Origin of the sequence: Variovorax sp. PBS-H4 (assembly GCF_901827205.1) — a bacterium.
GTDB lineage: Bacteria > Pseudomonadota > Gammaproteobacteria > Burkholderiales > Burkholderiaceae_C > Variovorax.
Genome location: NZ_LR594675.1, coordinates 2,409,215 through 2,430,900, shown reverse-complemented (window position 1 = coordinate 2,430,900; position 21,686 = coordinate 2,409,215). Strand labels below are relative to the sequence as shown.

Below are 21,686 nucleotides of genomic sequence, written 5' to 3'. Positions count from 1 at the left end.
CCTCAATCGAGCGTCTTGCGCGTCATCGCGCGCGCCACGCCGAGCAGCAGCACGGCATAGGCAATGAGGATGGCTCCGTTGCGCAGGACCAGCGGCCAGACGTCGCCGGCCAGGAAGAGCGTCCGGATCAGTTCCATGAAGTGGGTCGCAGGCAGCGCCTGCCCCACCACGCGCACCACGGCAGGCACGTTGCGCAGGTCGAAGAGAAAACCCGACAGCATCAGCGAAGGCAGGAAGCTCGCGAGCAACGCGACCTGACTGGCCAGAAACTGGTTGCGCGTGACTGCGGAGATCACCAGCCCGATGCCCACCGCCACCAGCATGTAGAGCATGGCGCACAGCACCAGCAGCGCGAGCGACCCGACCATCGGCACTTCGAACAGGAAGCGCGCGGCCAGCAGGCACAGCGCCAGCCCGACCATGCCGACAGCGAAGTAGGGAATGATCTTCGCCAGCAGGATCTCGATCGGCCGCACGGGCGTGACGAACAGCGCCTCCAGCGTGCCGCGCTCCCATTCGCGCGCCATCACCAGGGCGGTGAGAAAGGCGCCCACCAAAGTCATGATCAGCACGATGAGGCCGGGCACCAGGTACCAGGTGCTGGTGTTCGCCGTGTTGAACCACAGCCGCTGTTCGAGCGAGACCGCACCGATGCGCGCGCCGGGCTGGCCGCGATCGGCCAGGCGCTGCGCGTTCTGCTGCAGCGCGGCCGAGGCGTAGCGCAGCACGATGCTGGCCCGGCCGGCGTCGGCACCGTGCACCAGGAGCTGGATGCGCGCATCGCCCGCCGCGAGCCGGCGCGAGAAGTCGCCGGGCACGCGCACGATGCCGTCGACCCGGCGCTCGCGCATCAGCAGTTCGGCATCGTGCATCGAGCCCAGCATCACGGGCGAGATGTAAGGCGTGAGCTGCAGGCCCGCGACGGCATCCATCGCGGTGGGCGAGCTGTCTTCCATCACCACGGCGAGCGGCGCGTTCTTCACGTCCAGCGAAAGGCCGAAGCCGAAGATCAGGATCAGGATGATGGGCAGCAGCACGCCGATCGCGATGCTGCTCGGGTCGCGCAGCAGCTGGCGGGTTTCCTTGCGCGTGAGGGCGGCCACGCGCGAACCGAATCCGCTGACTGGAGTACCTCCGCCTCTGGCTACGGTGCCATTCGCCTTCGGAGCGGCCGTGCGGCTCACTGGAGTACCTTCGCCTTCGGCTACGGTGCTATTCGCCTTCGGAGCGGCCGTGCGGCTCACTGGAGTACCTTCGCCTTCGGCTACCGTGCTATTCGCCTTCGGAGCGGCCGTGCGGCTCATGGCGCAGCTCTCCGTTCGCGCGCCTGGGTCACGATGCCGATGAAGGCTTCTTCCATGTCGGGCGCGCGGCCGGCCTGCAGCCGCACCTCCTGCGGCGTGCCGATGGCCAGCACCCGGCCGGCGTCCTGGATCACGATGCGGTCGCAGTACTCGGCCTCTTCCATGAAGTGCGTGGTGATGATCACGGTCACGCCGGCCGCGGCCAGCGCAGTGATGCGGCGCCAGAACTCGCGGCGCGCGAGCGGATCGGTGCCGCTGGTGGGCTCGTCCAGGAACAGGATCTCGGGCTGGTGCAACAGACCGGTGGCCATGGCCAGGCGCTGTTTGAAGCCGCCCGGCAGCAGGCCGCTGGCCGACTGCTCCTGCCCCCTGAGATCGAACTGGTCGAGCACGGCCTGCATGCGCTCGCGCAGCCGTGCGCCGCGCAGCCCGTAGGCGCCGCCGAAGAACTCGAGGTTCTCCTGCACCGTCAGGTTGCCGTAGAGCGCGAACTTCTGCGAGACGTAGCCGATGCGCGCGCGCGCCTGCGCCCGCGCATGGCGCAGGTTGACGCCGGCCACCTGCAGGAAGCCGCTGCTGGCCGGAAGCAGGCCGCACAGCATGCGAAAGGTGGTGGTCTTGCCGGCGCCGTTGGGTCCGAGCAGGCCGAAGATCTCGCCGCGGCGCACGCTGAAGCTGGTGCTGGCCACGGCGGTGAAGTCGCCGAAGGTGCGCACCAGGTCCTTGACCTCGATCACGGTTTCGCCGACGTCGCCGGCGACCGCCACGGGGCCTGCAGCCGCACCCGGCGCTGCGGCCTTCGGCTGTTGCCGGGCACGCAGCAGCACCATGAAGCCGTCCTCCAGGCGCGCGGGCACGGGCTCGCAGGGCGCGCCGTCCAGCAGCGTGGCCAGCGCCCGGCCGTCGGCGCCGGGCTGGCGGATCAGGCGCACCTCGCCGCCCTGCGGCACGGCGTCGATGATCGTGCCGGGCGCATCCAGCAGCTTCGCCTGCAGCGTGCGCGCGGCCATGCCCTGCGGCGGCTTCGCAATGAAGCAGAGATCGCACGCCTGGTCGCGGAGCTGCTGCGGCGTGCCCTGCGCGAGCAGGCGGCCGTCGTGCAGCACGAAGACCTGCGAGCACCGCTCCGCTTCGTCCAGGTAGGCGGTGCTGACGATCACGCTGAGCCGCTCGTCGTCGACCAGCTGCCGCACGATCTCCCACAGCTCGCGGCGCGAGAGCGGGTCCACGCCCACGGTGGGCTCGTCGAGCAGCAGCAGTTGCGGCGAGCGCACCAGCGTGCAGGCCAGGCCCAGCTTCTGCTTCATGCCGCCCGAGAGCTTGCCCGCGGGCCGCGCGGTGAAGCGGCCGAGGTCGGTCATCTCCATCAGCCGCGCATAGCGCTCGCTGCGCTCCTTCTTCGGCACGCCGTGCAGGTCGGCGTAGAGGTCGAGGTTCTCCTGCACGCTGAGGTCCTCGTAGAGGCCGAAGCGCTGCGGCATGTAGCTGATGCGGTCCTGCACGGCCTGGGGGTGGGCCGCCACGTCGATGCCCAGCACGCGCAGCGTGCCTTGGTCGGCGCGCATCAGGCCGGCCGCGAGGCGCAGCAGTGTGGTCTTGCCCGCGCCGTCGGGGCCGACCAGCGCACTGAGCGTGCCGGCGGGGATCTCCAGGGAGACGTCGGCAAGCGCCTGCACCGTGCGCTTCGTGCCCTTGAGCTCGAAGCCCTTGTGCAGGCCGTGGCCCGCGAGCGCGGGCGCGGCGGCATTCATCAGCGCCCCGTGGCGACCGGGGTCGCGTTGCCGTCCAGCGCGAGGCGCACGGTCACCGGCATGCCCAGCCGCAGGCGGTCCTCCTTGTCGTCGGCGAGCACGCGGATTTCGTAGACCAGGCTGCTGCGCAGCTCCTCGGTCTGCACCGTCTTGGGCGTGAATTCGGCCACGGACGAGATGTAGCCGACCTTGCCCGCGAGCGGCTGGCCGGGATGGCTGTCGGTCGAGAGCGTGGCGGCCATGCCGGGCCTGATGCGGCCGAGGTCGGCCTCGGCCACATAGGCGCGCACCCATTTCGGGTCGGTGATGGCGAGCGTGTAGACCGGACGCTGGGGCGAGGCCATGTCGCCGGGCTCCATCAGCCGGGCGCGCACCACGGCGTCGATCGGGGCGCGCAGCTCGGCCTCCTCGAGCTGGCGGTCGAGCAGTGCAAGCTCGGCGCGTGCCACTTCGAGCCGTGCCTGCCCTTGTGCGATGTCTTCCTTGCGCGGGCCGCTCACCACCAGCTGCTGCGCCTTGCGCGCGTTCTCCAGCTGTGCCTGCGCGACCTTGCGGCGGGCCAGGGCGCTGTCCAGGTCCTGCTGGCTGACGGCGCGGCCGGCGGTGGTCTGGCGGATGCCCTGCAGGCGCTCCAGCTGCTGGCCGGCCAGCTCGGCGTCCGCCTGCGCCGCCGCCACGCTCGCGCGGGCCTGCGCGACTTCCTCGGGGCGGCTGCCGGTCTTCAGGCGCAGCAGGGCCTGCTCCTGCACGCCGATCTCCGCCTGGGCCTGCGCCGCGCGCAGCTTCAGGGTGCGGGTGTCGAGCTCGCCGAGCACCTGGCCGGCCTTGACGTGGTCGCCCTCCTCCACGTTGAGCTTGCCGATGCGATCGCTGCCGTTGAAGGCCAGCGAGACCTGCCGCTGGTCGACGTTGCCGTAAAGGACGAGGCTGGACGTATCCACGGGCTTGCGGTTGAAGTACCACGCGCCAGCGGCCAGCGCCGCCACGACCACGATGCCGCCGAGGATGAGGGGTTTCTTGTTCATGGGTGGGCTTTCACGCCTGCGGTCGTCGATGCAGTAGACTGGATCTTAACGAATTTGAATTTAAATTCAAACTAATTAGAGTGCCGCGCCCTTCGAGTGTTTCGCCATGCCCACCGCCACAAAAAAGAAAGCCCCTGCCGCACGCGCGATGCGTGCACCCCGACCCGACGGTGCTGCCACCCGCGCGCTGCTGCTCGAGACCGCGGGGCAGGTGTTCGCCGAGCGCGGCTATGCCGACGCCACCAGCAAGGAGATCTGCGAGCGCGCCGGCACGCCGATGGCGTCCGTCAATTACCACTTCGGCAGCCGCGAGGCCTTGTACGAAGAGGTGCTGATCGAGGCGCACCGCCAGATCGTCAGCGTGGACGAGCTGGTCGAGATGACGCGCGCGCTTGGCGATCCGCGCGACAAGCTGCGCGCATTGCTCGGGCACATGCTGGCGCCTTCTTCGCGCGAGGCCACGCGCTGGGGCTTTCGCGTGGTGCTGCGCGAGATGATGGCTCCCGGACCGCTGGCGCCGGCGCTGGTCGACAAGGCCGTGCGTCCGAAGGCGAAACTGCTGCTGGGGCTGCTGGCCGAGATCCTCGAACTGCCGGCCGATCATCCGGCGGTGCAGCGGGCGCTGGTGTTCTCCGTGCTGCCGTGCATCGTGATGCTGGTTGCCCCGAAGGAGATCCCGCTCAAGGTGCTGCCGGCCATGGCGAAAGACAGCGAGGGCGTGTTCGAGGACCTGATGCGCTACGTGCTCGCGGGACTGGACGCGCTGAGGCAGGCGCATCGGGTCGGGAAGAAGAGGCCCGCGAGCTGACAGCCCCGAAGCCGCATGTCAAACCATGCGGTCGGGCAATACCTCCAGCGCACGCAGGCGCGCGATCTCCTCGTCGCCGTAGCCATGCGCCGCCAGGATGTCCGCGGCATGCTGCCCGAAACCCGGCGACGCAAAAGGCCTGGGCCCCGGCGTGCTGCCGAACTTGACCGGCTTGTCGAAGCCGCGGTAGCCCCCGACGTCCGGATGGCTGAAGTGCGACACCATGCGCTCGGCCAGCACCTGCTCGTGCACGAACATGTCTTCCACTGCTCGCGCTGCCGCGCAGGGTACGGCCTCGCCGAAGATCGCTTCCCACTCGAGCGCGCTGTGCCGCTGAAGTGCGGCGCGCAGTTGCGGCACGATCTCCCCCGCATGCTGCGCTCGCTTGCGCACGGTGTCGTAGCGCCGGTCGGCAGCCAGGGCCTGCAGGCCGGTGCGCTCGCACAACGCCGTCCAGAAATGTGCGGTGTTGGCCGACAGGTACAGGTAGCCTTCGCCCGTGGGATGCAGGCCGGTCACGCCGCCCGAGCGCATGTCGCGGCCCACCTCGCGGCCCTCGCCGTCGGCCCACACCAGGCGCGCCGACTGCATGGCGAGTGCACTGCGCAGCAGCGACACGCCCACGTACTGCCCGCGGCCGCTGCGCGCGCGCTCCACCAGCGCGGCGCTCACGCCCATCGCCAGCATGGAGGCCGCGTAATAGTCCACCACCGAGCCATACACGATCTCCGGCGGACCGCCCGCCTTGCCCTGCATCGCGCAGATGCCGGTCATGCTCTGCAGCACCTGGTCGTAGCCGGCCTTGTCCTTGAGCGGCCCTTCCTCGCCGTAACCGGTGACGGCGCAATAGACCAGCGCCGGGTAGCGCTCGCACAGCTGCTCGTAGCCGATGCCCAGGCGAGCCGGCACGGCCGGCCTGAAGTTGTGCACCAGCACGTCGGCCTGCGCCAGCAGCCGATGCAGCACCTCGAGGCCCTCCGGCTTCTTGAGGTCCAGCGCCAGGCCCTTCTTGTTGCGGTTGACGCCGATGAAGGCACGGCTCTCGGCTTCCAGCGTCGACGGGTACTTGCGCAGGTTGTCGCCGGAGGGCGGCTCGATCTTGACCACGCTTGCGCCCATGTCCGCGAGCAGCGTGCAGCCGTAGGGCCCGGCGATGTAGGCGCTGAGGTCCAGCACGCGGATCCCGGTCAGCGGACCGCGCTGCTCCTGGTGGGTCGTCATGGCGATGTCCTTGTGTTCATGGGAGCGTCATTGCGGAGCGATGTTGGCGGTCTTCGCCGCCTGGCCCCACTTGCCGATCTCGCCCGCGATGAAGCGTCCGAAATGCTCGCGCGTATCCGCCGCGGGCGTAAAGGAAAGCGCCTTCAACCGCTCCTGCATCTCGGGCGTGGCCATCGCGCGGTGCACCGCCTGGTTGAGCTTGTCCAGCACGGCCGGCGGCGTCTTTGCCGGTGCCGCCAGGCCGATCCAGCCGACAGCGTCGAAGCCCTTCAACCCCTGCTCCGCCAGCGTCGGCGCCTCGGGCAGCAGCGGCGTGCGCTGCGCCGACCCGACGCCGATCACCTTCAGCTTGCCGGCGCGCACCTGCGGCAGCACCGCGGGCAAGGCATCGAACATGAACTGCACCTGGCCGCCGATCAACTGCGGCTGCGCCTCGGCCGCGCCCTTGAAGGGCACATGCACGGCCTGCACACCGGCCTGGTGAAGGAACATCTCGGTGGTGAGGTGCGAGGTGGAGCCGTTGCCCGCCGAGGCATAGCTCATCGAGCCATCCCTGGCCTTGGCGACGAACTGCTGCAGGTTGTCGAAGGGCGCCTCCCGGCGAGCGACGAGGGTCTGGATCACCAGCCCCACATTGGAGATGGGCGCGAAGTCGCGCACCGGGTCGTAGGGCAGCTTGGCATACAGCGCTGGCGCCGCGGCGAAGCCGGCGCTGGTGGCCATCACCAGCGTGTAGCCGTCGGGCGCCGCCTTGGCCACGAAGTCGGTGCCGATGGTGGTGCCGGCCCCGGCCTTGTTCTCGACCACGAAAGGCTGCCCCAGCGAGCGAGAGAGCTGCTCGGCCACGACCCGCGCGAGGATGTCGGTGGCCTGGCCGGCCGCGATCGGGACGATCAGGCGCACCGGGCGGCTGGGGTAGTCGGGCTGAGCGTGGGCGCGGGGCGCGAGCGCGAGCAGCGGCGCGCAGGACGCGAGCGCCAGAAAGGCATGACGGCGGGTCAGGAACATGATTTGGTTTCTCGGTAAAGGTTCAGGCAAAGCCGTAGAGGCGCGCCGGGTTGTGGACCAGGATGGCGTTGCGCGTGGCGGCGTCCGGCACCCAGACGCCGAGCAGGTCCATCAGCTCAGCGTCGTCGGGTTTGTGGATTTCCTCGGTGGCATGCGGCCAGTCGCTGCCCCACACAAGGCGGTCGGGCGCAATGCGCACCAGCGCCCGGGCGGTTTCGACGGTGTCCGCGTAGCCGTGGGCGCCGGAGTGCGTGTTGAGGTAGGCACCGCTCAGCTTGACCCAGGCGCGCTCCTGCTCGAGGAGTTCCCGCACGAGGGCGAAGGCGGGTTCGGCGTGCTTGCCGCCCACGGGCAGGCGCGCCAGGTGATCGAACACGATGGGACAGGGCACCTGCCGCAACACGGCCGCGTGCGCCACGATCTGCGCCGCCTGGAAGTGCAGCTGCAGGTGCCAGCCCAGCGGCGCGATGCGCTCGGCCAGTGGCATCAGCATGTCGAAGCGGGTGGGCGCCCCCGCGGCCGCGTGCAGCGTGAGCCGCAGTCCGCGAATACCGCCGGCGTGCAGGCGGCGCAGCTCCGCATCGCTCGCCCCGGGCGTCAGCACCGCGATACCGCGCGTGTCGGACGCACCCAGCTGCGCGATGGCGTCCAGCGTTGCGCTGTTGTCGGTGCCGTAGGCGCGTGGCTGCACCACCACCGCACGGCGGGTGCCCAGACGTCGCTGGATCGCGCGGTAGTCGGCGGCGGTGGCGTGCGCGGGCGTGGCTGTCAGCTTCTCGCCCGGCGCCTCCTCGAAGCGCGCATCGAACACATGGATGTGCGCATCGCAGGCGTCGGCCGGAACCGGATCGCGTGGCACGGCGCTGCCGGCCGAGTTGGGATAGGGTTCGCTCGCCATCACTCGGTCGAGATGCCGGCCTCCTTGGCCACCTTCTGCCAGTACGGAATTTCGCGCTGGATCTGCGCGGCGAACTGCGCCGGCGTCAGGCCCGCGGGCTCGGCGCCTTCGCGCAGCAGGAAGGCCTTCATTTCCGGCCCCGCAACGATCTTGTTGATCTCGGTGTTGAGGCGCTGCACCACGGCAGCCGGCGTGCCCGCCGGCGCCAGCATGCCCCACCAGATGCCGAAGCTGTAGCCGGGAACGGCCTGCGCCATCGGCACCAGATCAGGCGCCGTGGCCGAAGGCTTCGCGCTGGTGATGCCGACCGCGCGCACCTTGCCCGAGCGCAGCGCCGGCTGCAGCGAGGGGCCGCTCGCGATCAGCACATCGACGTTGCCGCCCATCAGGTCGGTGGTCGCGGGCGCCATGCCACGATAGGGAATGTGGGTGATGAAGACACCTGCGCTCGACTTGAGCAGCTCGGTCGCGAACTGGTTGGTACTGCCCGGACCCGAGGAGGCGTAGTTGAGCTTGCCGGGCCGTTGCTTGGCCAGCGCCACCAGCTCCGCCGGGGTCTTCGCTGGCAAGTCGGCGCGCACCGCGACCACGAAGGGTCCCTGCGCCATCATGGCGACGGGCGCAAAGCTCTTCACGGGATCAAAGGGCAGGCGCGGCTGGACCGCCGCATTGGTGACAAAACTGGACGAGACCGCGGCCAGCGTGTAGCCGTCTGCCGGCGCCTTGGCGACGATGCCGGTGCCCAGCGTACCGCCGGCGCCCGGCTTGTTGTCGATCAGCACTGGCTGGCCCAGCGCCTCCGCAAGCTGCCGGCCGATGGCGCGTGCGAAAACGTCGTTGGAGCCCCCGGCCGGATAAGGCACGACGATGGTGATCGGGCGCGAAGGCCAGGCGTCCTGTGCGGGCGCATCCGCGCAGAACACCGTGGCGCCGAGCAGGCCGATCAGCAGGCCTGCCGCGCGGCGGCGGTGGGCCGAAAAAGAAGGAAAGGGGCGGGAAAAGTTCATGTCGTCTCCGGTTGTATGCCTTCAGTTCAGGGTCGGGGCGGTCTCGTGACGCTCAGCCCTCGGGCGGCAGCAGGCCCAGGCGGCGCGCGTCCGCGAGCACGGCCTCGGCGCCGCGCACGAACGGCCCGTCGACCATGCGGCCGTCCACCATGTACGCGCCGACCCCTCGCGCCCGGGCCTCCCTAGCGGCCTCGACGATGCGCAGCGCGCGCTCGATCTCCGCCCGAGGCGGCCGAAACACCTGGTGCGCGAGCGCTACCTGGCTCGGGTGGATGCAGCTCTTGCCGATGTAGCCGAGCCGGCGCGCCATCTCCGCCTCGGCCAGGTAGCCTTCGGCATCCTCCACATCAGCGAAGGCCGCGTCGCACGCGAACACGCCGGCCTCGCCGGCGGCCATGCGCATCGCGAACATGGCGGCATGCACATTGGCTGCATCGCGACGCGCAATGCCGAGGGGCTCGAACAAGTCGCCAAAGCCGAGCTGCAAACCGGCCACGCGCCCATGCGCCTGCGCCATCGCGGCTGCCTCGCGCAGGCCGCGTGGCGACTCCACGTTGAGCAGCAGCCGCACCGGCCGAACGACGCCGTTGGCACGCTCGGCCGCTTCCAGCGCAGCCGCCGCGGCGCGCACCTGCTCGACGGACTCGGCCTTGGGCAGGTTCAGCAGGTGCAGCCCCTCGCACACGACGGCGGCGACATCGGACTCGAAATGCGCCGTGTCGATGGCATTGACACGCACGATCAGCGTCTTGCCCGCGGCTTGCGCCGCCGGAGAGCGCAGGAGCTCGGCGACCAGGCCTCTCGCCTCTGCCTTGCGCGCCTCGGCCACGGCATCCTCGAGGTCGAAGGACAGGGCATCGGAGGCGCCCGACAAAGCCTTGGCGAAGAGCTCCGGGCGCGAGCCGGGAACGAAGAGCTTGCTGCGCATCCGTTGTCTCCAGAAGAATTGCGGGAGTCTGCGCCCTTGCATCGAAAAGAAAAACCGCCCGGTGCTATCTTCAGAAGATAGTTTCTCTTCATGGTCGGGAGCGCGCCTTGAACACAGATTTCCTCAAGACGTTCGTGGCCGTGGTCGAGCATGGCTCGATGGCCGAAGCCGCCCGCAGGCTCAACCTCACCCCCGCCGCGGTGGGCCAGCAGGTGCGCGCGCTCGAACGTGAAATGGGCACCTCACTCGTCAAGCGCCTCGGCCGCACGGTGACGCCCACCGAGTCGGGCGATCGCATCATCGAGCGCGCTCGCGAACTGCTGGGACAGATAGCCGACTTGCGCACGGTGGCCAACGACGCGACGCTGTCAGGCGACCTGCGCCTGGGCGCCGGCCCCAACGCGCTGCTGGGCATGGTGCCCGACATCCTGGCCGGGCTGGTGAAGCGCTATCCGGGCGTGAGCGTGTACGTGCAGCCCGGCTACTCGATGGACATGCACCCGGCGGTGCAGCGCGGTGATCTCGACGCGGCCATCGTGCTGCAGTCGCCGGTGGCATTGCCCAAGGCCCTGGGCTGGCAGTTGCTGCGCGAGGAACCGCTGGTGGTGCTGGCGCCTTCCAAGTGGGCCAGCGCCGATCCGCACGAACTGCTGGCGACCCAGCCGCTGATCCGCTATGACCGGACGCAGTGGGGCGGCCGGCAGGCCGAGCAGTACCTGCGCAAGGCCGGCATCAAGCCACGCGAGCGCTTCGAGCTCAACGCGTTGGGCGCCATCGCGGTGATGGTGGACCGAGGGCTGGGCGTCTCGCTGGTGCCGGACTGGATCCGCCCCTGGCCCGAGGGCTTGCGGGTGGCGCGCATCTCGCTCCCCCTGCCCTTCGAACCACGGCGGGTCGGGCTGATCTGGTCGCGCGCCTCGCTCAGGCTGCGGCTGGTGGAAGCTGTGCGGGACGAGGCGATGGCCTTGTTTCCGATGGCTGCAGGTCGGGCCAGGGGGAAAAGGCCGCTATAGCACCAGCAAGGCCCGGAAGTCGTTGACGTTGGTGTGCGTCGGCCCCGTCACGCAGAGATCCCCGATCGCATCGAAGTAGCCATACGCATCGTTGCGATCGAGGTGATCGGCCAGCTTGCGGCCCGCCCCTTGGGCGCGCGCCAGGGTGTCGGGCGTGACGAAGGCGCCCGCGTTGTCTTCCACGCCGTCGATGCCATCGGTGTCGGCGGCCAGTGCCCACACGTTCTTCTGCCCCGCCAGAGCGCCGGCCAGGCCGAGGCAGAACTCGCCGGCACGCCCGCCGCGGCCTTTCGCCTGCCCCGGCTGCCGCGGCCGGATGGTGACCGTCGTCTCGCCGCCCGACAGGATCACGCAGGGCCTTGCAAACGGCGCACCGCGCAGCGCAACGGCACGCGCCAGTGCGCCATGCACCTTGCCGACTTCGCGCGATTCGCCTTCCATCTCGTCGCTGAGGATGTGCGCCTCGATACCGGCTGCGCGTGCCGCCTCGGCCGCCGCTTCGAGCGACTGCTGCGGCGTGGCGATGAGGTGCGTCGCATGGCCCTTGAACACGGCGTCATCCGGCTTCGGCGTTTCGAGGGCGCCGCTTTCGAGCTGCGCACGCACGGCCGGCGGCACCTCGATGCGGTAGCGATCGAGGATCGCCAGCGCGTCGGCGCACGTCGTCGCATCGGGCACAGTCGGCCCGCTGGCGATCACGGCGGGGTCGTCGCCGGGCACGTCGCTGATGGTGAGCGTCACCACCTTTGCAGCACCGCAGGCGGCAGCCAGCCGCCCGCCCTTGATGCGCGACAGGTGCTTGCGCACGCAGTTCATCTCGCCGATGTGGGCGCCCGATTCGAGCAATTGCTTGTTGATGCGCTGCTTGTCCGCCAGCGTCAGCCCCTCGGCCGGCAGCGTGAGCAGCGCCGAACCGCCGCCGGAGATCAGGCAGAGCACCAGGTCGTCGGCAGTCAGGCCCTGCGTCAGCGCAAGGATGCGCTCGGCCGCCTTCAAGCCGGCCTCGTCCGGCACCGGGTGCGCGGCCTCGACGATCTCGATGCGCTGCGCCAACCCCTCGGCACGCGGCGGGATGTGCCCGTAGCGCGTGACCACCAGGCCCGACAGCGGCGCCTTGGCCGGCCACAGGGCCTCGAGCGCCTGCGCCATCGAGCCGCCCGCCTTGCCGGCGCCGAGCACCAGCGTGCGGCCCCTGGGCGGCTTCGGGAGATACGCGCCCATGCTGTCCAGCGGCAGCGCGCGCCGGACTGCGACGCGATAGAGCTGTTCGAGGAAATCGCGCGGTGCGGCGTGCGGATCGGGCAGGGCTGGGGATGAGTTCATTGCTTACAGTCTCCGTTGCCGGATTGTCCACGGCCCACTATTGGGTCTTGGCGCCACCCTCGAACCACTTCGCGACCAGCGCACGCTCGGCGTCGGTCATGCCGGTTGCGTTGTTCATCGGCATGATCTTCGTCACCACCGCCTGCTGGTACACACCCTGCGCATGCGCGGCGACCTGCTCGGGCGTGTCGAGGCGCACGTTCTTCATCTGCACCTGGGCGCCATGGCACATGTAGCAACGCTGCTCCAGCACCTTCTTGACGTCGCCGAAGGCCACCTTCTGCGAAGCGGCGGCGCCGGCCATCGGCGCGGCGGCGGGCTCGGGCTGCATCCACACGATCGACAGGCCCAGCACCACGACACCGACCATTGCATACGGCAGCGGGTTGCCCGCATTGCCGAGCTTGAAGCGGTGCCGCACCACGAAGAACTGCCGGATCGCCGCGCCGCCCAGCATGATCAGCAGCAGCACGATCCAGTTGTACTTGTGCGTGTAGGTAAAGCTGTAGTGGTTGCTTAGCATCGCGAACAGGACCGGCAGCGTGAAATAGGTGTTGTGCACGCTGCGCTGCTTGCCGCGGGCGCCGTGGATCGGGTCCACCGGCCGGCCTTCGCGCATCGCCTGCACGTTCTTGCGCTGGCCCGGGATGATCCAGAAGAACACGTTGCCGCTCATGGTGGTGGCCATCATCGCGCCCACCAACAGGAAGGCCGCGCGGCCGGCGAACCACTGGCAGGCCAGCCAGGTGGCGAAGGCGATGAACACCGCCACCAGCACACCCACGAGGGTGTCGCCATTCTTGCGTTGCCCGAAGATCTGGCAGATGCCGTCGTAGACGATCCAGAAGACGACGAAGAAGGCCAGCGCCACGCCAATCGCGGCGCCGGGCTGCCAGTCCATCTTGGACTTGTCGATCAGGTAGGTGCTCGCGTTCCACAGATAGGACATGGTGAAGAGCGCGAAGCCACTCAGCCATGTGGAATAGCTTTCCCAATAGGACCAGTGCAGGTGGTCCGGCAGCTTCCTGGGCGCCAGCGCGTACTTCTGCATGTTGTAGAAGCCGCCGCCGTGCACCGCCCACTGCTCGCCGCCGACGCCCTTGTCGAGCGATTCCTGGTCCTGCGGCTTCTCGAGGCTGTTGTCCAGCATCACAAAGTAGAAGGAGGCGCCGATCCACGCGATGGCGGTGATGACGTGGACCCAGCGCAGCAGCAGATTGGCCCAGTCGAGGTAGTAGCTTTCCATGTGCTCAACCTTGGTTTGGACTGCTCACCACTGCGGGCGCTGTAAGCAGAGAAAAGGCCGCGAACGCAGGCCCCTGAAAAGACCTCGCTCCGCTGCGGCTGTGGACTGAAGTGTATACACTTTTGAGATGAGTTCGCAGGATTTTTTGCGGGCGAGGCCTGCATGAAAACCCTAGCCCGGCGATTGCAACAACTGTGCCGCGACCGCGACCGCGATCACCTCGGGCTCCTTGCCTGTGATGCCGGGCACGCCGATCGGGCATGTGATGCGCGCCAGCTCTTCGGCCGTGAAGCCGCGCGCCTCGAGCCGGTGGCCGAAGGTCGCCCACTTGGTCTTGCTGCCGATCAAGCCCACGTAGGGCAGGTCGTTTCGCGCGCGCAGGCGCTTCAGGCAGGCGATGACGATGTCCAGGTCCTCCGCATGGCTGAAGCTCATGATCAGCACGCGCGAGCCGGGCTCGAGTTGCGCCACGGCATCGTGCACCGGGTCGGAATGCTCGGTCTCGATCTGGGCCGGCAACGCGTCGGGGAACACGCCATCGCGGCTGTCGATCCAGCGCACCTTGAAGGGCAGCGTCGCAAGCAGCCGCGCCAATGCCGCGCCCACGTGGCCGCCGCCGAACAGGGCCACCGGTTCCAGATGCGCCAGCAGTTCGGCCTGCAGCGACTTCGCATCGGCCGCCGAAATGCGCCGGTACGACAGGAAGACCACGCCGCCGCAGCACTGGCCGAGACTCGGGCCGAGCGGGTAACGCCGCACGCCTTCGACAGCCGCGCCGCCGAGCAGCCAGCCGCGCGCCTCCTCCGTCGCCTGGTACTCCAGCTGCCCGCCGCCGATGGTGGCGGTGAGGCCGTCGGCCCACACGGCCATCCAGGTGCCGGCTTCGCGCGGCGCGGAGCCCTGCGTCTGCTCGACGCGCACCAGCACGCCCTCCTCGCCGCGCGCGAGGCGCGCCAGCAGTTCGTCGACCATGCCGTTCATCCGCGAAACCTCCGGTTGCGCCAGGGGCTTGCGCCCACGGTATAAATCCCTGCATGACATTCACGCTGCTCGCCACGCCTCTGCGCCGCGCCTTCACGGCCACCTTGACCATGGCCCTCGGCCTCGCCGGCTGCGGCGGGCTTCCGGGCTCGACGGGCGCCGTGCCCGGCCAGCTCAGCGATGCGACCGCCCAAGGCTCCGGCGCGGCGCCACGCCCCTCGAATGCTGCAACCCCGCGCGAATACAAGCAGGACGCCGCCCGGCACATCTACGCGCGCAATGGAAATCGCATCTACGCCGGCAAGCTGCCGCCCCTGCTCTACGCCATCGGCACACTCTCGGTCAGCCTCGATGCGAATGGCCGCGTCACCAGCATGAACTGGATGCGCGCGCCCAAGCATGCCCCCGAGGTGATCGCCGAGATCGAACGCACCGTGCTGAGCGCGGCGCCCTACCCGGCCGCAAGCCGCATCGGCAAGCTGACCTGGACGGACACCTGGCTGTGGGACAAGAGCGGGCATTTTCAGCTCGACACCTTGAGCGAGGGGCAGGCCTCGCAGTTTTAGTGCAGCGGTCCAGGCCTTGCAGCACATGGGGCTGCTCGGGGGTGCGGACGTGGAGTTGCGCGAGGGTGCGGAGATCGGCCGGAGTGCGGAGCTTGAAGAAGAAACACACCCAAGCCAGGACGACAGATCCATCGGCTTTCCCAAGTACCCCATGGCGCAAGAGCACTCAGGACCCGCGGTAGGTCGAGTAGCTCCAAGGACTGACCAGCAGCGGCACGTGGTAGTGCTGCTCTGCGTTGGCAACACCGAAATCCAGCGCCACCCGGTTCAGGAAGTTCGGCTCGGGCAGCTTCACGCCGCGCAACTTGAAATAGCCCGCCACGTCGAACACGAGCCGGTAAGTGCCCGCCTTCAATTCACCGTCCGCATAGAGCGGCCCATCGCTGCGTCCGTCCGCATTGAGTGCAAAGCGCTTGACCAGCGTGGCGCGCGCGTCCTCGCCGGTGCCCTCGGTGGTGTAGAGCGCGACCTCCATGCCGGCCGCGGGGCCGCCATGCATGGTGTCGAGAACGTGGGTGCTCAGGCCCATGGTGATGCTCCTTCAGGAACGCAAGCACGTTCCAAGTGATTCGGGAAATTCCGGTCGACAAAAGTGTATACACTTCTCGGCTTTGGGTCTATCATGAAAAACATGGATTCGACCACCACCCGCGCGATCGTCGATGCGCTCACCAAGGCCATCGTGGACCACCGGCTGCAGCCGGGCAGCAAGCTGGCCGAGCAGAAGCTGGCCGATCACTTCGGCGTCTCGCGCACCCTGGTGCGGCAGGCGCTGTTCCAGCTTTCGCAGAACAAGTTGATCCGGCTCGAGCCTGCACGTGGTGCCTTCGTCGCGGCCCCCGAGGTCGACGAGGCCAAGCAAGTATTCGCCGTGCGCCGCATGCTGGAGGCTGAAATGACGCGTGAGTTCGTGCGCAGCGTGACGCCCGCCAAGATCAAGGCCCTCAAGGAGCACGTCGCGCTCGAAAGGGCTGCCGTCTCGGGTGAAGACGTCTCCGGCCGCACCGAGTTGCTGGGTGACTTCCACGTCCGCATGGCGGAGCTGATGGGCAACCAGGTCCTGGCGCAGATCCTCGGCGAGCTGATCTCGCGCTGCGCACTCATCACGCTGATGTACCAGAGCGCAAGTGCCGCCGAGCATTCCAACGACGAGCATGCCGACATCGTGAAGGCGCTGGCCGCGAAGGACGAGGAGCGCGCCGTGCGGCTGATGACCGAGCACCTGATGAACGTCGAGGCCAACCTCGTTTTCGACCGCAAGGTCCCTACCCACGACATCTCGGTCGCACTGGCCGCCTGATGCATGTCATGAGCAACATCTACGACACCACCCTGCCCTACCCGCGCGACCTGGTCGGCTACGGCCGCAACCCGCCGCATGCGCAATGGCCCGGCGGTGCACGCGTCGCGGTCCAGTTCGTCCTCAACTACGAGGAAGGCGGCGAGAACAGCGTGCTGCACGGCGACACCGGCTCGGAACAGTTCCTCTCGGAGATGTTCAACCCGGCGAGCTACCCGGACCGGCACATCAGCATGGAGGGCATCTACGAGTACGGCTCGCGTGCCGGTGTCTGGCGCATCCTGCGCGAGTTCGAGAAGCGCGGCTTGCCGCTGACCGTGTTCGGCGTCGGCATGGCGCTCGAGCGGCACCCCGAGCTGACGGCCGCCTTCAAGGAACTGGGCCACGAGATCGCCTGCCATGGATGGCGCTGGATCCACTACCAGACCATGGACGAGGCCGCCGAGCGCGAGCACATGCGGCTGGGCATGCAGGCCATCGAAAGGCTCACCGGCGAACGGGCCCTGGGCTGGTACACCGGCCGCGACAGCCCCCGCACGCGCCGCCTGGTCGCCGACTACGGCGGCTTCGAGTACGACAGCGATTACTACGGCGACGACCTGCCTTTCTGGATGAAGGTGCGCAAGACCGACGGCACCGTGGTGCCGCAGCTCATCGTCCCCTACACGCTGGACTGCAACGACATGCGCTTCGCACTGCCGCAAGGCTATTCGCACGCCGACCCCTTCTTCCAGTACATGAAGGACAGCTTCGACGCGCTCTACGCCGAGGGCGACGAGGCGCCGAAGATGATGAGCATCGGCATGCATTGCCGCCTGCTCGGACGGCCCGGCCGCATCACCGCACTGCAGCGATTCCTGGACCACATCGCGCGGCACGACCGCGTCTGGGTCTGCCGCCGGCTCGACATCGCGCGCCACTGGAAGGCGGCGCACCCCTACACCGAATCGAAGGGAGCCTGAAATGGCGCTGAGCATCGAACAACTGAACGCCGCCGCCCCCGACCCGTTCGCGGCCCTGCTCGAGGGCACCTACGAGCATTCGCCGTGGATCGCGCAGCGCGCCGCCGCGGCACGCCCCTTCCGCTCGCTCGCGCATCTCAAGCATGCGCTCGTGCAGGCGGTCTCCAGCGCGACCGAAGACGAACAGCTCGGCCTGATCCGCGCCCACCCCGAGCTCGCCGGCAAGGCCATGGTCAGCAAGACGCTGACCGCCGAGTCCACCCACGAGCAGGGCAAGGCCGGCCTCACCGATTGCACGCCCGAGGAGTTCGCGAAGATCCAGCAGCTCAACGCCGACTACAACGCCAAGTTCGGCTTTCCCTTCATCCTCGCGGTGCGCGGGCCGCGCGGCACGGGCCTCGGCAAGCGCGAGATCATCGAAACCTTCGAGCGCCGACTGCACCACCCCGCGGACTTCGAGCGCGCCGAGGCGCTGCGCAACATCCACCGCATCGCCGAGATACGGCTGGACGACAAGTTCGGCGTCACGCCCACCCTGGGCAATGACGTGTGGGACTGGCACGAGCAGCTCTCCGTGCACACCGATCCCGGCTATGCCGAGAAGGGCCAGCTCACCGTCACCTACCTGACCGAGGCGCACCGCGCCTGCGCGCAGCAGATCGCCGACTGCATGGGCGAGGCCGGCTTCGACAGCGTGCAGATCGACGCCGTCGGCAACGTGGTCGGCCGCTACGAGGGCACCACGCCCGATGCCAAGGCGCTGCTCACCGGGTCCCACTACGACACCGTGCGCAACGGCGGCAAGTACGACGGGCGGCTCGGCATCTTCGTGCCCATCGCCTGCGTGCGCGAGCTCAAGCGCCAGAACCGCCGCCTGCCCTTCGCCTTCGAAGTCGTCGGCTTCGCGGAAGAGGAAGGCCAGCGCTACAAGGCCACCTTCCTCGGCTCGGGTGCGCTGACCGGGCATTTCGACCCGAAATGGCTCGACCAGAAGGACGCCGACGGCATCAGCATGCGCGAGGCGCGTGCGATCGCCGGCTTGAAGGAGGAAGACATCCCCAAGCTGAAGCGAGACCCGTCGCGCTACCTGGGCTTCGTCGAAGTGCACATCGAGCAGGGACCGGTGCTGACCGAGCTCGACCTGCCACTGGGCATCGTGACCTCGATCAACGGCGGCGTCCGCTATGTCGGCGAGGTGATCGGCATGGCCAGCCACGCCGGCACCACGCCGATGAACCGCCGGCGCGATGCCGCCGCGGCGGTCGCAGAGCTGATCCTCTACGCCGAGAAGCGCGCCGCCAGGGATGGCGATTCGGTCGCCACCGTCGGCATGCTGGAAGTGCCCAGCGGCTCGATCAACGTGGTGCCGGGCCGCTGCAAGTTCAGCCTGGACCTGCGCGCGCCCAACAATCCGCAGCGCGACAAGCTGACCGCCGACGTGCTGGCCGAGCTGGTGGCGATCTGCGATCGCCGCGGTGTGCGCCACACGATCGAAGAGAGCATGAAGGCCTCCGCCGCGCCGAGCGCCCCCGAGTGGCAGCAGCGCTGGGAGAAAGCGGTCGACGCACTCGGCGTGCCCCTGCACCGCATGCCCAGCGGCGCCGGCCACGACGCGATGAAGCTGCACGAAGTGATGCCGCAGGCCATGCTCTTCGTGCGCGGCATCAATTCGGGCATCAGCCACAACCCGCTCGAATCGAGCACCAACAACGACATGCAGCTGGCGGTCGAAGCCTTCCAGTTGCTGCTCGACAACCTGGCCTCCGAGACAACGACATGACGACCACCGACTACGACCGGCTCGATGCCTGGATCGACGACCATTTCGACGAGGAGGTGCGCTTCCTCCAGCAGATGGTGCGCGTGCCCACCGACACGCCGCCCGGCAACAACGCGCCGCATGCGGAGCGCACGGCCGAGCTGCTGGAAGACTTCGGCTTCGCGGCCGAGAAGCATCCGGTGCCCGCGCAGGAGGTGAAGGACTACGGCCTGGAGTCGATCACCAACCTGATCGTGCGGCGCAAGTACGGCAGCACAGGCCCCACCGTGGCATTGAATGCCCATGGCGACGTGGTCCCGCCCGGCGAAGGCTGGACGCATGACCCCTACGGCGGCGAGATCGAGGACGGCCGTCTCTACGGCCGCGCCGCCGCCGTGAGCAAGAGCGACTTCGCGAGCTTCACCTTCGCGCTGCGCGCGCTGGAGGCGGTGGCGAAGCCCGCCAAGGGCAGCGTCGAGCTTCACTTCACCTACGACGAGGAATTCGGCGGCATCCTGGGCCCCGGGTGGCTGCTGAAGAACGGCCTCACCAAGCCCGACCTGATGATCGCGGCGGGCTTCAGCTACGAAGTGGTGACGGCCCACAACGGTTGCCTGCAGATGGAAGTCACCGTGCACGGCAAGATGGCGCATGCGGCCGTGCCCGCCACCGGCGTCGACGCGCTGCAGGGCGCGGTCCGCATCCTCGAGGCGCTCTATGCGCAGAACACGCTCTACCGGGAGGTCACGTCGAAGGTCGAGGGCATCACGCACCCTTACCTCAACGTGGGCCGCATCGAGGGTGGCACCAACACCAACGTCGTACCCGGCAAGGTCACGTTCAAGCTGGACCGCCGCATGATCCCCGAGGAGCATCCGGCCGAGGTCGAGGCAGCCATCCGCCAGGTCATCGCCGATGCCGCGGCGCAGGTGCCGGGCATCACCGTCGACATCAAGCGCCTGCTGCTGGCCAATTCGATGAAGCCACTGCCCGGCAACAAGCCGCTGGTCGATGCGATCCAGAAGCACGGCCACGTGGTCTTCGGCGAGCCGATCAAGGCCATGGGCACGCCGCTCTACACCGACGTGCGGCTCTATGTCGAAGCCGGCATCCCGGGCGTGATCTACGGCGCCGGCCCGCGCAGCGTGCTCGAATCGCATGCCAAGCGCAGCGACGAGCGCGTGGTGCTGGAAGACTTGCGGCGCGCGACCCAGGTGATCGCGCGCACCCTGCACGACCTGCTTTCCTGAGCTGCGCCGGGGCGCGGCGGCTCAACCGCTGGCGTTGCGCGCCACCACCGATTGGATGGCTTCGAGATAGGCGGTGCCCATGTCCTCGTCCGGTTCCAGGTAGGTGCCCTCGGCCCACTCGTTCCAGGCATTGATGAAGATGAAGCGGGCGCCGGCGTTGGTGGCTCTCTCGTACAGCTGCGAGAAGCCGCTGCGGAATGTATCGACATCCACGTTGCGCATGACCAGGCTCGTGTCCAGTCGCCTGCGCGGGCTGTTGTCCCAGTCGACGAAGGCGCCGGGGTACTGGTCAGGCCGCACCGGACGGCTGGCGAGCGCCCGCCACATCGCCCGGTAGTCCCTGCTGCGCGGCGCGTAGGGCCCTTTTCCAAGGTAGCGCCAGCACAGCCGGCTGGCCCCGTTCACGAGCTTCTCCGAAATCCTCAGGTGAACCGGCAGGTGCGCCTGCGTGTAGAAGGGCTCGAACTCGACGTAGGCGTCGAAAAGATGGCTGCGCTCGTCGCGCCCGAACACGGTCAGCATGCTCACCACGTGCAGCCCTGCGAAGCCGCTCTTCACCGCCAGGTTGCGCCAGCAATCCAGCATGTCGCCGCACTCGGCGATGCTGCCGCTTCGGTAGATGAGGATCACCGGACAGCCGTCGACCTGGATGTAGCGGGGGTCCCGGAACGACTTCTCGAGATAGCGGAAGTGAGCCTCCCAATGGGTCCTGTCGCCATAGCTCTGCGGCATCAGCACGTGGCGGTCGCCCCCGTCCCACGCGCGGGTCCACGGCTCGTTGGCCCATGCCAGGCAGAACGGAAAATCGGGCGCCCGCCGCCGCAGGATCGAATCCACCGGCCGTTCCAGCAGCTGGCGTCCAGCGAACCAGTAGTGGTAGTAACAAAAGCCGCCCAGGCCGTGGGACTTGGCGAGCTCGGCCTGCCAGTCCTGTGTGTTGGGGTCCAGCAGGTCGTAGTAGCGGCCGTGCAGCGGCACGCGGGGCTGACGGTGCCCGCGGAACCCCGGCCGTGCCTTCCTGACGTTCGTCCATTCGGTGAAGCCTTCGCCCCACCACTGGTCGTTCTCCGGGATGCGATGAAATTGCGGCAGCAGGAATGCCAGCAGTTGCGGACTGTTCAAGAGCGCGACCCGCGTTCAAGCGGCGCAGTCCAATGTGCGTGCGGTGCGACACCGGCTTGCGCCTCGGTTCGGCCTAGGTCGATTCCCATACTCGTTTCCTCATGTTCGTGTGTGTACGCCTGCACCAAGCGCCAAGCGCCAGGCGCCACGCGCCAGGCGAGATGCTCGGGCTTTCATCGTGAGGCATGCGTGGGCGGACAGCCCTTCACGTGCG

At 68.6% G+C, this 21,686-nt stretch carries 20 protein-coding genes; 7 read left to right on the top strand and 13 right to left on the bottom strand.

The features are described from left to right. Positions 1-2: 2 nt before the first annotated feature. From E5CHR_RS11585 to E5CHR_RS11575, 3 genes are read right to left on the bottom strand one after another with little or no spacing between them, the layout of a single operon-like run. Positions 3-1,304: an ABC transporter permease gene (locus tag E5CHR_RS11585; protein ID WP_162579812.1), complete on the bottom strand. Its 1,302-nt coding sequence runs from the start codon at positions 1,302-1,304 to the stop codon at positions 3-5. Next, positions 1,301-3,055 carry an ATP-binding cassette domain-containing protein gene (locus E5CHR_RS11580; protein ID WP_162579811.1) on the bottom strand — a complete coding sequence of 585 codons (1,755 nt, stop codon included), beginning with the start codon at positions 3,053-3,055 and terminating at the stop codon, positions 1,301-1,303. Before E5CHR_RS11580 ends, E5CHR_RS11585 begins: the two co-directional genes overlap by 4 nt. Beyond that, a complete protein-coding gene (locus E5CHR_RS11575; RefSeq protein ID WP_162579810.1) occupies positions 3,055-4,080 on the bottom strand; it encodes an HlyD family efflux transporter periplasmic adaptor subunit in 1,026 nt (341 codons plus the stop codon). Before E5CHR_RS11575 ends, E5CHR_RS11580 begins: the two co-directional genes overlap by 1 nt. A 106-nt stretch (positions 4,081-4,186) precedes the next feature. Between E5CHR_RS11575 and E5CHR_RS11570 the strand changes: the two genes are divergently transcribed. Beyond that, positions 4,187-4,888, top strand: coding sequence for a TetR/AcrR family transcriptional regulator (locus E5CHR_RS11570; RefSeq protein WP_162579809.1), 702 nt, complete (start codon positions 4,187-4,189; stop codon positions 4,886-4,888). A gap of 18 nt (positions 4,889-4,906) precedes the next feature. Here the strand turns inward: E5CHR_RS11570 and E5CHR_RS11565 are convergent, their stop codons facing one another. From E5CHR_RS11565 to E5CHR_RS11545, 5 genes are read right to left on the bottom strand one after another with little or no spacing between them, the layout of a single operon-like run. Beyond that, a complete protein-coding gene (locus E5CHR_RS11565; RefSeq protein WP_162579808.1) occupies positions 4,907-6,109 on the bottom strand; it encodes a CaiB/BaiF CoA transferase family protein in 1,203 nt (400 codons plus the stop codon). A 27-nt stretch (positions 6,110-6,136) separates the two neighbouring features. After that, positions 6,137-7,117: a Bug family tripartite tricarboxylate transporter substrate binding protein gene (locus tag E5CHR_RS11560; protein ID WP_162579807.1), complete on the bottom strand. Its 981-nt coding sequence runs from the start codon at positions 7,115-7,117 to the stop codon at positions 6,137-6,139. A 22-nt stretch (positions 7,118-7,139) separates the two neighbouring features. Continuing rightward, positions 7,140-8,015 (bottom strand): amidohydrolase family protein, encoded by an 876-nt coding sequence (locus E5CHR_RS11555; protein ID WP_162579806.1) that lies wholly within the window; start codon positions 8,013-8,015, stop codon positions 7,140-7,142. Then, complete coding sequence (locus E5CHR_RS11550; protein WP_162579805.1) at positions 8,015-9,022, bottom strand: tripartite tricarboxylate transporter substrate binding protein; 1,008 nt, start codon at positions 9,020-9,022, stop codon at positions 8,015-8,017. Before E5CHR_RS11550 ends, E5CHR_RS11555 begins: the two co-directional genes overlap by 1 nt. Before the next feature lie 52 nt (positions 9,023-9,074). Then, positions 9,075-9,950 carry an HpcH/HpaI aldolase/citrate lyase family protein gene (locus tag E5CHR_RS11545; protein WP_162579804.1) on the bottom strand — a complete coding sequence of 292 codons (876 nt, stop codon included), beginning with the start codon at positions 9,948-9,950 and terminating at the stop codon, positions 9,075-9,077. A 107-nt stretch (positions 9,951-10,057) separates the two neighbouring features. Here E5CHR_RS11545 and E5CHR_RS11540 point away from each other — a divergent pair, with 107 nt between their 5' ends. Next, on the top strand, positions 10,058-10,963 hold the full coding sequence (locus E5CHR_RS11540) for a LysR family transcriptional regulator (protein WP_162579803.1): 906 nt from the start codon (positions 10,058-10,060) through the stop codon (positions 10,961-10,963). Here E5CHR_RS11540 and E5CHR_RS11535 read toward each other — a convergent pair. From E5CHR_RS11535 to xdhC, 3 genes are all read right to left on the bottom strand, one after another. Next, a complete protein-coding gene (locus E5CHR_RS11535) occupies positions 10,958-12,286 on the bottom strand; it encodes a glycerate kinase type-2 family protein (RefSeq protein ID WP_162579802.1) in 1,329 nt (442 codons plus the stop codon). The two genes, E5CHR_RS11540 and E5CHR_RS11535, sit on opposite strands and share 6 nt — an antisense overlap. A gap of 37 nt (positions 12,287-12,323) precedes the next feature. After that, the gene (locus E5CHR_RS11530) at positions 12,324-13,532 is read right to left on the bottom strand and encodes a urate hydroxylase PuuD (protein WP_162579801.1); all 1,209 of its coding nucleotides are present in this window, start codon (positions 13,530-13,532) and stop codon (positions 12,324-12,326) included. 171 nt (positions 13,533-13,703) lie between these two features. Continuing rightward, a complete protein-coding gene (gene xdhC / locus E5CHR_RS11525) occupies positions 13,704-14,513 on the bottom strand; it encodes a xanthine dehydrogenase accessory protein XdhC (protein WP_162579800.1) in 810 nt (269 codons plus the stop codon). 53 nt (positions 14,514-14,566) lie between these two features. Here xdhC and E5CHR_RS11520 point away from each other — a divergent pair, with 53 nt between their 5' ends. Further along, positions 14,567-15,079: a hypothetical protein gene (locus E5CHR_RS11520; RefSeq protein WP_162579799.1), complete on the top strand. Its 513-nt coding sequence runs from the start codon at positions 14,567-14,569 to the stop codon at positions 15,077-15,079. A gap of 166 nt (positions 15,080-15,245) precedes the next feature. Here the strand turns inward: E5CHR_RS11520 and uraH are convergent, their stop codons facing one another. Continuing rightward, positions 15,246-15,608: a hydroxyisourate hydrolase gene (gene uraH / locus E5CHR_RS11515; RefSeq protein WP_162579798.1), complete on the bottom strand. Its 363-nt coding sequence runs from the start codon at positions 15,606-15,608 to the stop codon at positions 15,246-15,248. A 93-nt stretch (positions 15,609-15,701) separates the two neighbouring features. Here uraH and E5CHR_RS11510 point away from each other — a divergent pair, with 93 nt between their 5' ends. Genes E5CHR_RS11510 through E5CHR_RS11495 form a run of 4 tightly spaced genes read left to right on the top strand, consistent with a single transcriptional unit; the run spans position 15,702 to position 20,350 of the window. Beyond that, positions 15,702-16,379 (top strand): GntR family transcriptional regulator, encoded by a 678-nt coding sequence (locus tag E5CHR_RS11510; protein WP_162579797.1) that lies wholly within the window; start codon positions 15,702-15,704, stop codon positions 16,377-16,379. An 8-nt stretch (positions 16,380-16,387) separates the two neighbouring features. Beyond that, on the top strand, positions 16,388-17,341 hold the full coding sequence (puuE, locus tag E5CHR_RS11505) for an allantoinase PuuE (RefSeq protein ID WP_162579796.1): 954 nt from the start codon (positions 16,388-16,390) through the stop codon (positions 17,339-17,341). A 1-nt stretch (position 17,342) separates the two neighbouring features. Continuing rightward, a complete protein-coding gene (uraD, locus tag E5CHR_RS11500; protein ID WP_162579795.1) occupies positions 17,343-19,121 on the top strand; it encodes a 2-oxo-4-hydroxy-4-carboxy-5-ureidoimidazoline decarboxylase in 1,779 nt (592 codons plus the stop codon). Next, the gene (locus E5CHR_RS11495) at positions 19,118-20,350 is read left to right on the top strand and encodes a M20 family metallopeptidase (protein WP_162579794.1); all 1,233 of its coding nucleotides are present in this window, start codon (positions 19,118-19,120) and stop codon (positions 20,348-20,350) included. Before uraD ends, E5CHR_RS11495 begins: the two co-directional genes overlap by 4 nt. Before the next feature lie 21 nt (positions 20,351-20,371). On the opposite strand, the gene E5CHR_RS11490 is transcribed toward E5CHR_RS11495, so the two are convergent. Beyond that, positions 20,372-21,472, bottom strand: a complete 1,101-nt coding sequence (locus E5CHR_RS11490; RefSeq protein WP_162579793.1) for a glycosyltransferase WbsX family protein — start codon at positions 21,470-21,472, stop codon at positions 20,372-20,374. Positions 21,473-21,686 lie beyond the last annotated feature (214 nt).

What these genes read in the sequence shown, in the direction of transcription:
- E5CHR_RS11585 (WP_162579812.1), bottom strand. Translation starts at nt 1,304, where the DNA reads ATGAGCCGCACGGCCGCTCCGAAGGCGAATAGCACGGTAGCCGAAGGC.
- E5CHR_RS11580 (WP_162579811.1), bottom strand. Translation starts at nt 3,055, where the DNA reads ATGAATGCCGCCGCGCCCGCGCTCGCGGGCCACGGCCTGCACAAGGGC.
- E5CHR_RS11575 (WP_162579810.1), bottom strand. Translation starts at nt 4,080, where the DNA reads ATGAACAAGAAACCCCTCATCCTCGGCGGCATCGTGGTCGTGGCGGCG.
- E5CHR_RS11570 (WP_162579809.1), top strand. Translation starts at nt 4,187, where the DNA reads ATGCCCACCGCCACAAAAAAGAAAGCCCCTGCCGCACGCGCGATGCGT.
- E5CHR_RS11565 (WP_162579808.1), bottom strand. Translation starts at nt 6,109, where the DNA reads ATGACGACCCACCAGGAGCAGCGCGGTCCGCTGACCGGGATCCGCGTG.
- E5CHR_RS11560 (WP_162579807.1), bottom strand. Translation starts at nt 7,117, where the DNA reads ATGTTCCTGACCCGCCGTCATGCCTTTCTGGCGCTCGCGTCCTGCGCG.
- E5CHR_RS11555 (WP_162579806.1), bottom strand. Translation starts at nt 8,015, where the DNA reads ATGGCGAGCGAACCCTATCCCAACTCGGCCGGCAGCGCCGTGCCACGC.
- E5CHR_RS11550 (WP_162579805.1), bottom strand. Translation starts at nt 9,022, where the DNA reads ATGAACTTTTCCCGCCCCTTTCCTTCTTTTTCGGCCCACCGCCGCCGC.
- E5CHR_RS11545 (WP_162579804.1), bottom strand. Translation starts at nt 9,950, where the DNA reads ATGCGCAGCAAGCTCTTCGTTCCCGGCTCGCGCCCGGAGCTCTTCGCC.
- E5CHR_RS11535 (WP_162579802.1), bottom strand. Translation starts at nt 12,286, where the DNA reads ATGAACTCATCCCCAGCCCTGCCCGATCCGCACGCCGCACCGCGCGAT.
- E5CHR_RS11530 (WP_162579801.1), bottom strand. Translation starts at nt 13,532, where the DNA reads ATGGAAAGCTACTACCTCGACTGGGCCAATCTGCTGCTGCGCTGGGTC.
- xdhC (WP_162579800.1), bottom strand. Translation starts at nt 14,513, where the DNA reads ATGAACGGCATGGTCGACGAACTGCTGGCGCGCCTCGCGCGCGGCGAG.
- E5CHR_RS11520 (WP_162579799.1), top strand. Translation starts at nt 14,567, where the DNA reads ATGACATTCACGCTGCTCGCCACGCCTCTGCGCCGCGCCTTCACGGCC.
- uraH (WP_162579798.1), bottom strand. Translation starts at nt 15,608, where the DNA reads ATGGGCCTGAGCACCCACGTTCTCGACACCATGCATGGCGGCCCCGCG.
- E5CHR_RS11510 (WP_162579797.1), top strand. Translation starts at nt 15,702, where the DNA reads ATGAAAAACATGGATTCGACCACCACCCGCGCGATCGTCGATGCGCTC.
- puuE (WP_162579796.1), top strand. Translation starts at nt 16,388, where the DNA reads ATGAGCAACATCTACGACACCACCCTGCCCTACCCGCGCGACCTGGTC.
- uraD (WP_162579795.1), top strand. Translation starts at nt 17,343, where the DNA reads ATGGCGCTGAGCATCGAACAACTGAACGCCGCCGCCCCCGACCCGTTC.
- E5CHR_RS11495 (WP_162579794.1), top strand. Translation starts at nt 19,118, where the DNA reads ATGACGACCACCGACTACGACCGGCTCGATGCCTGGATCGACGACCAT.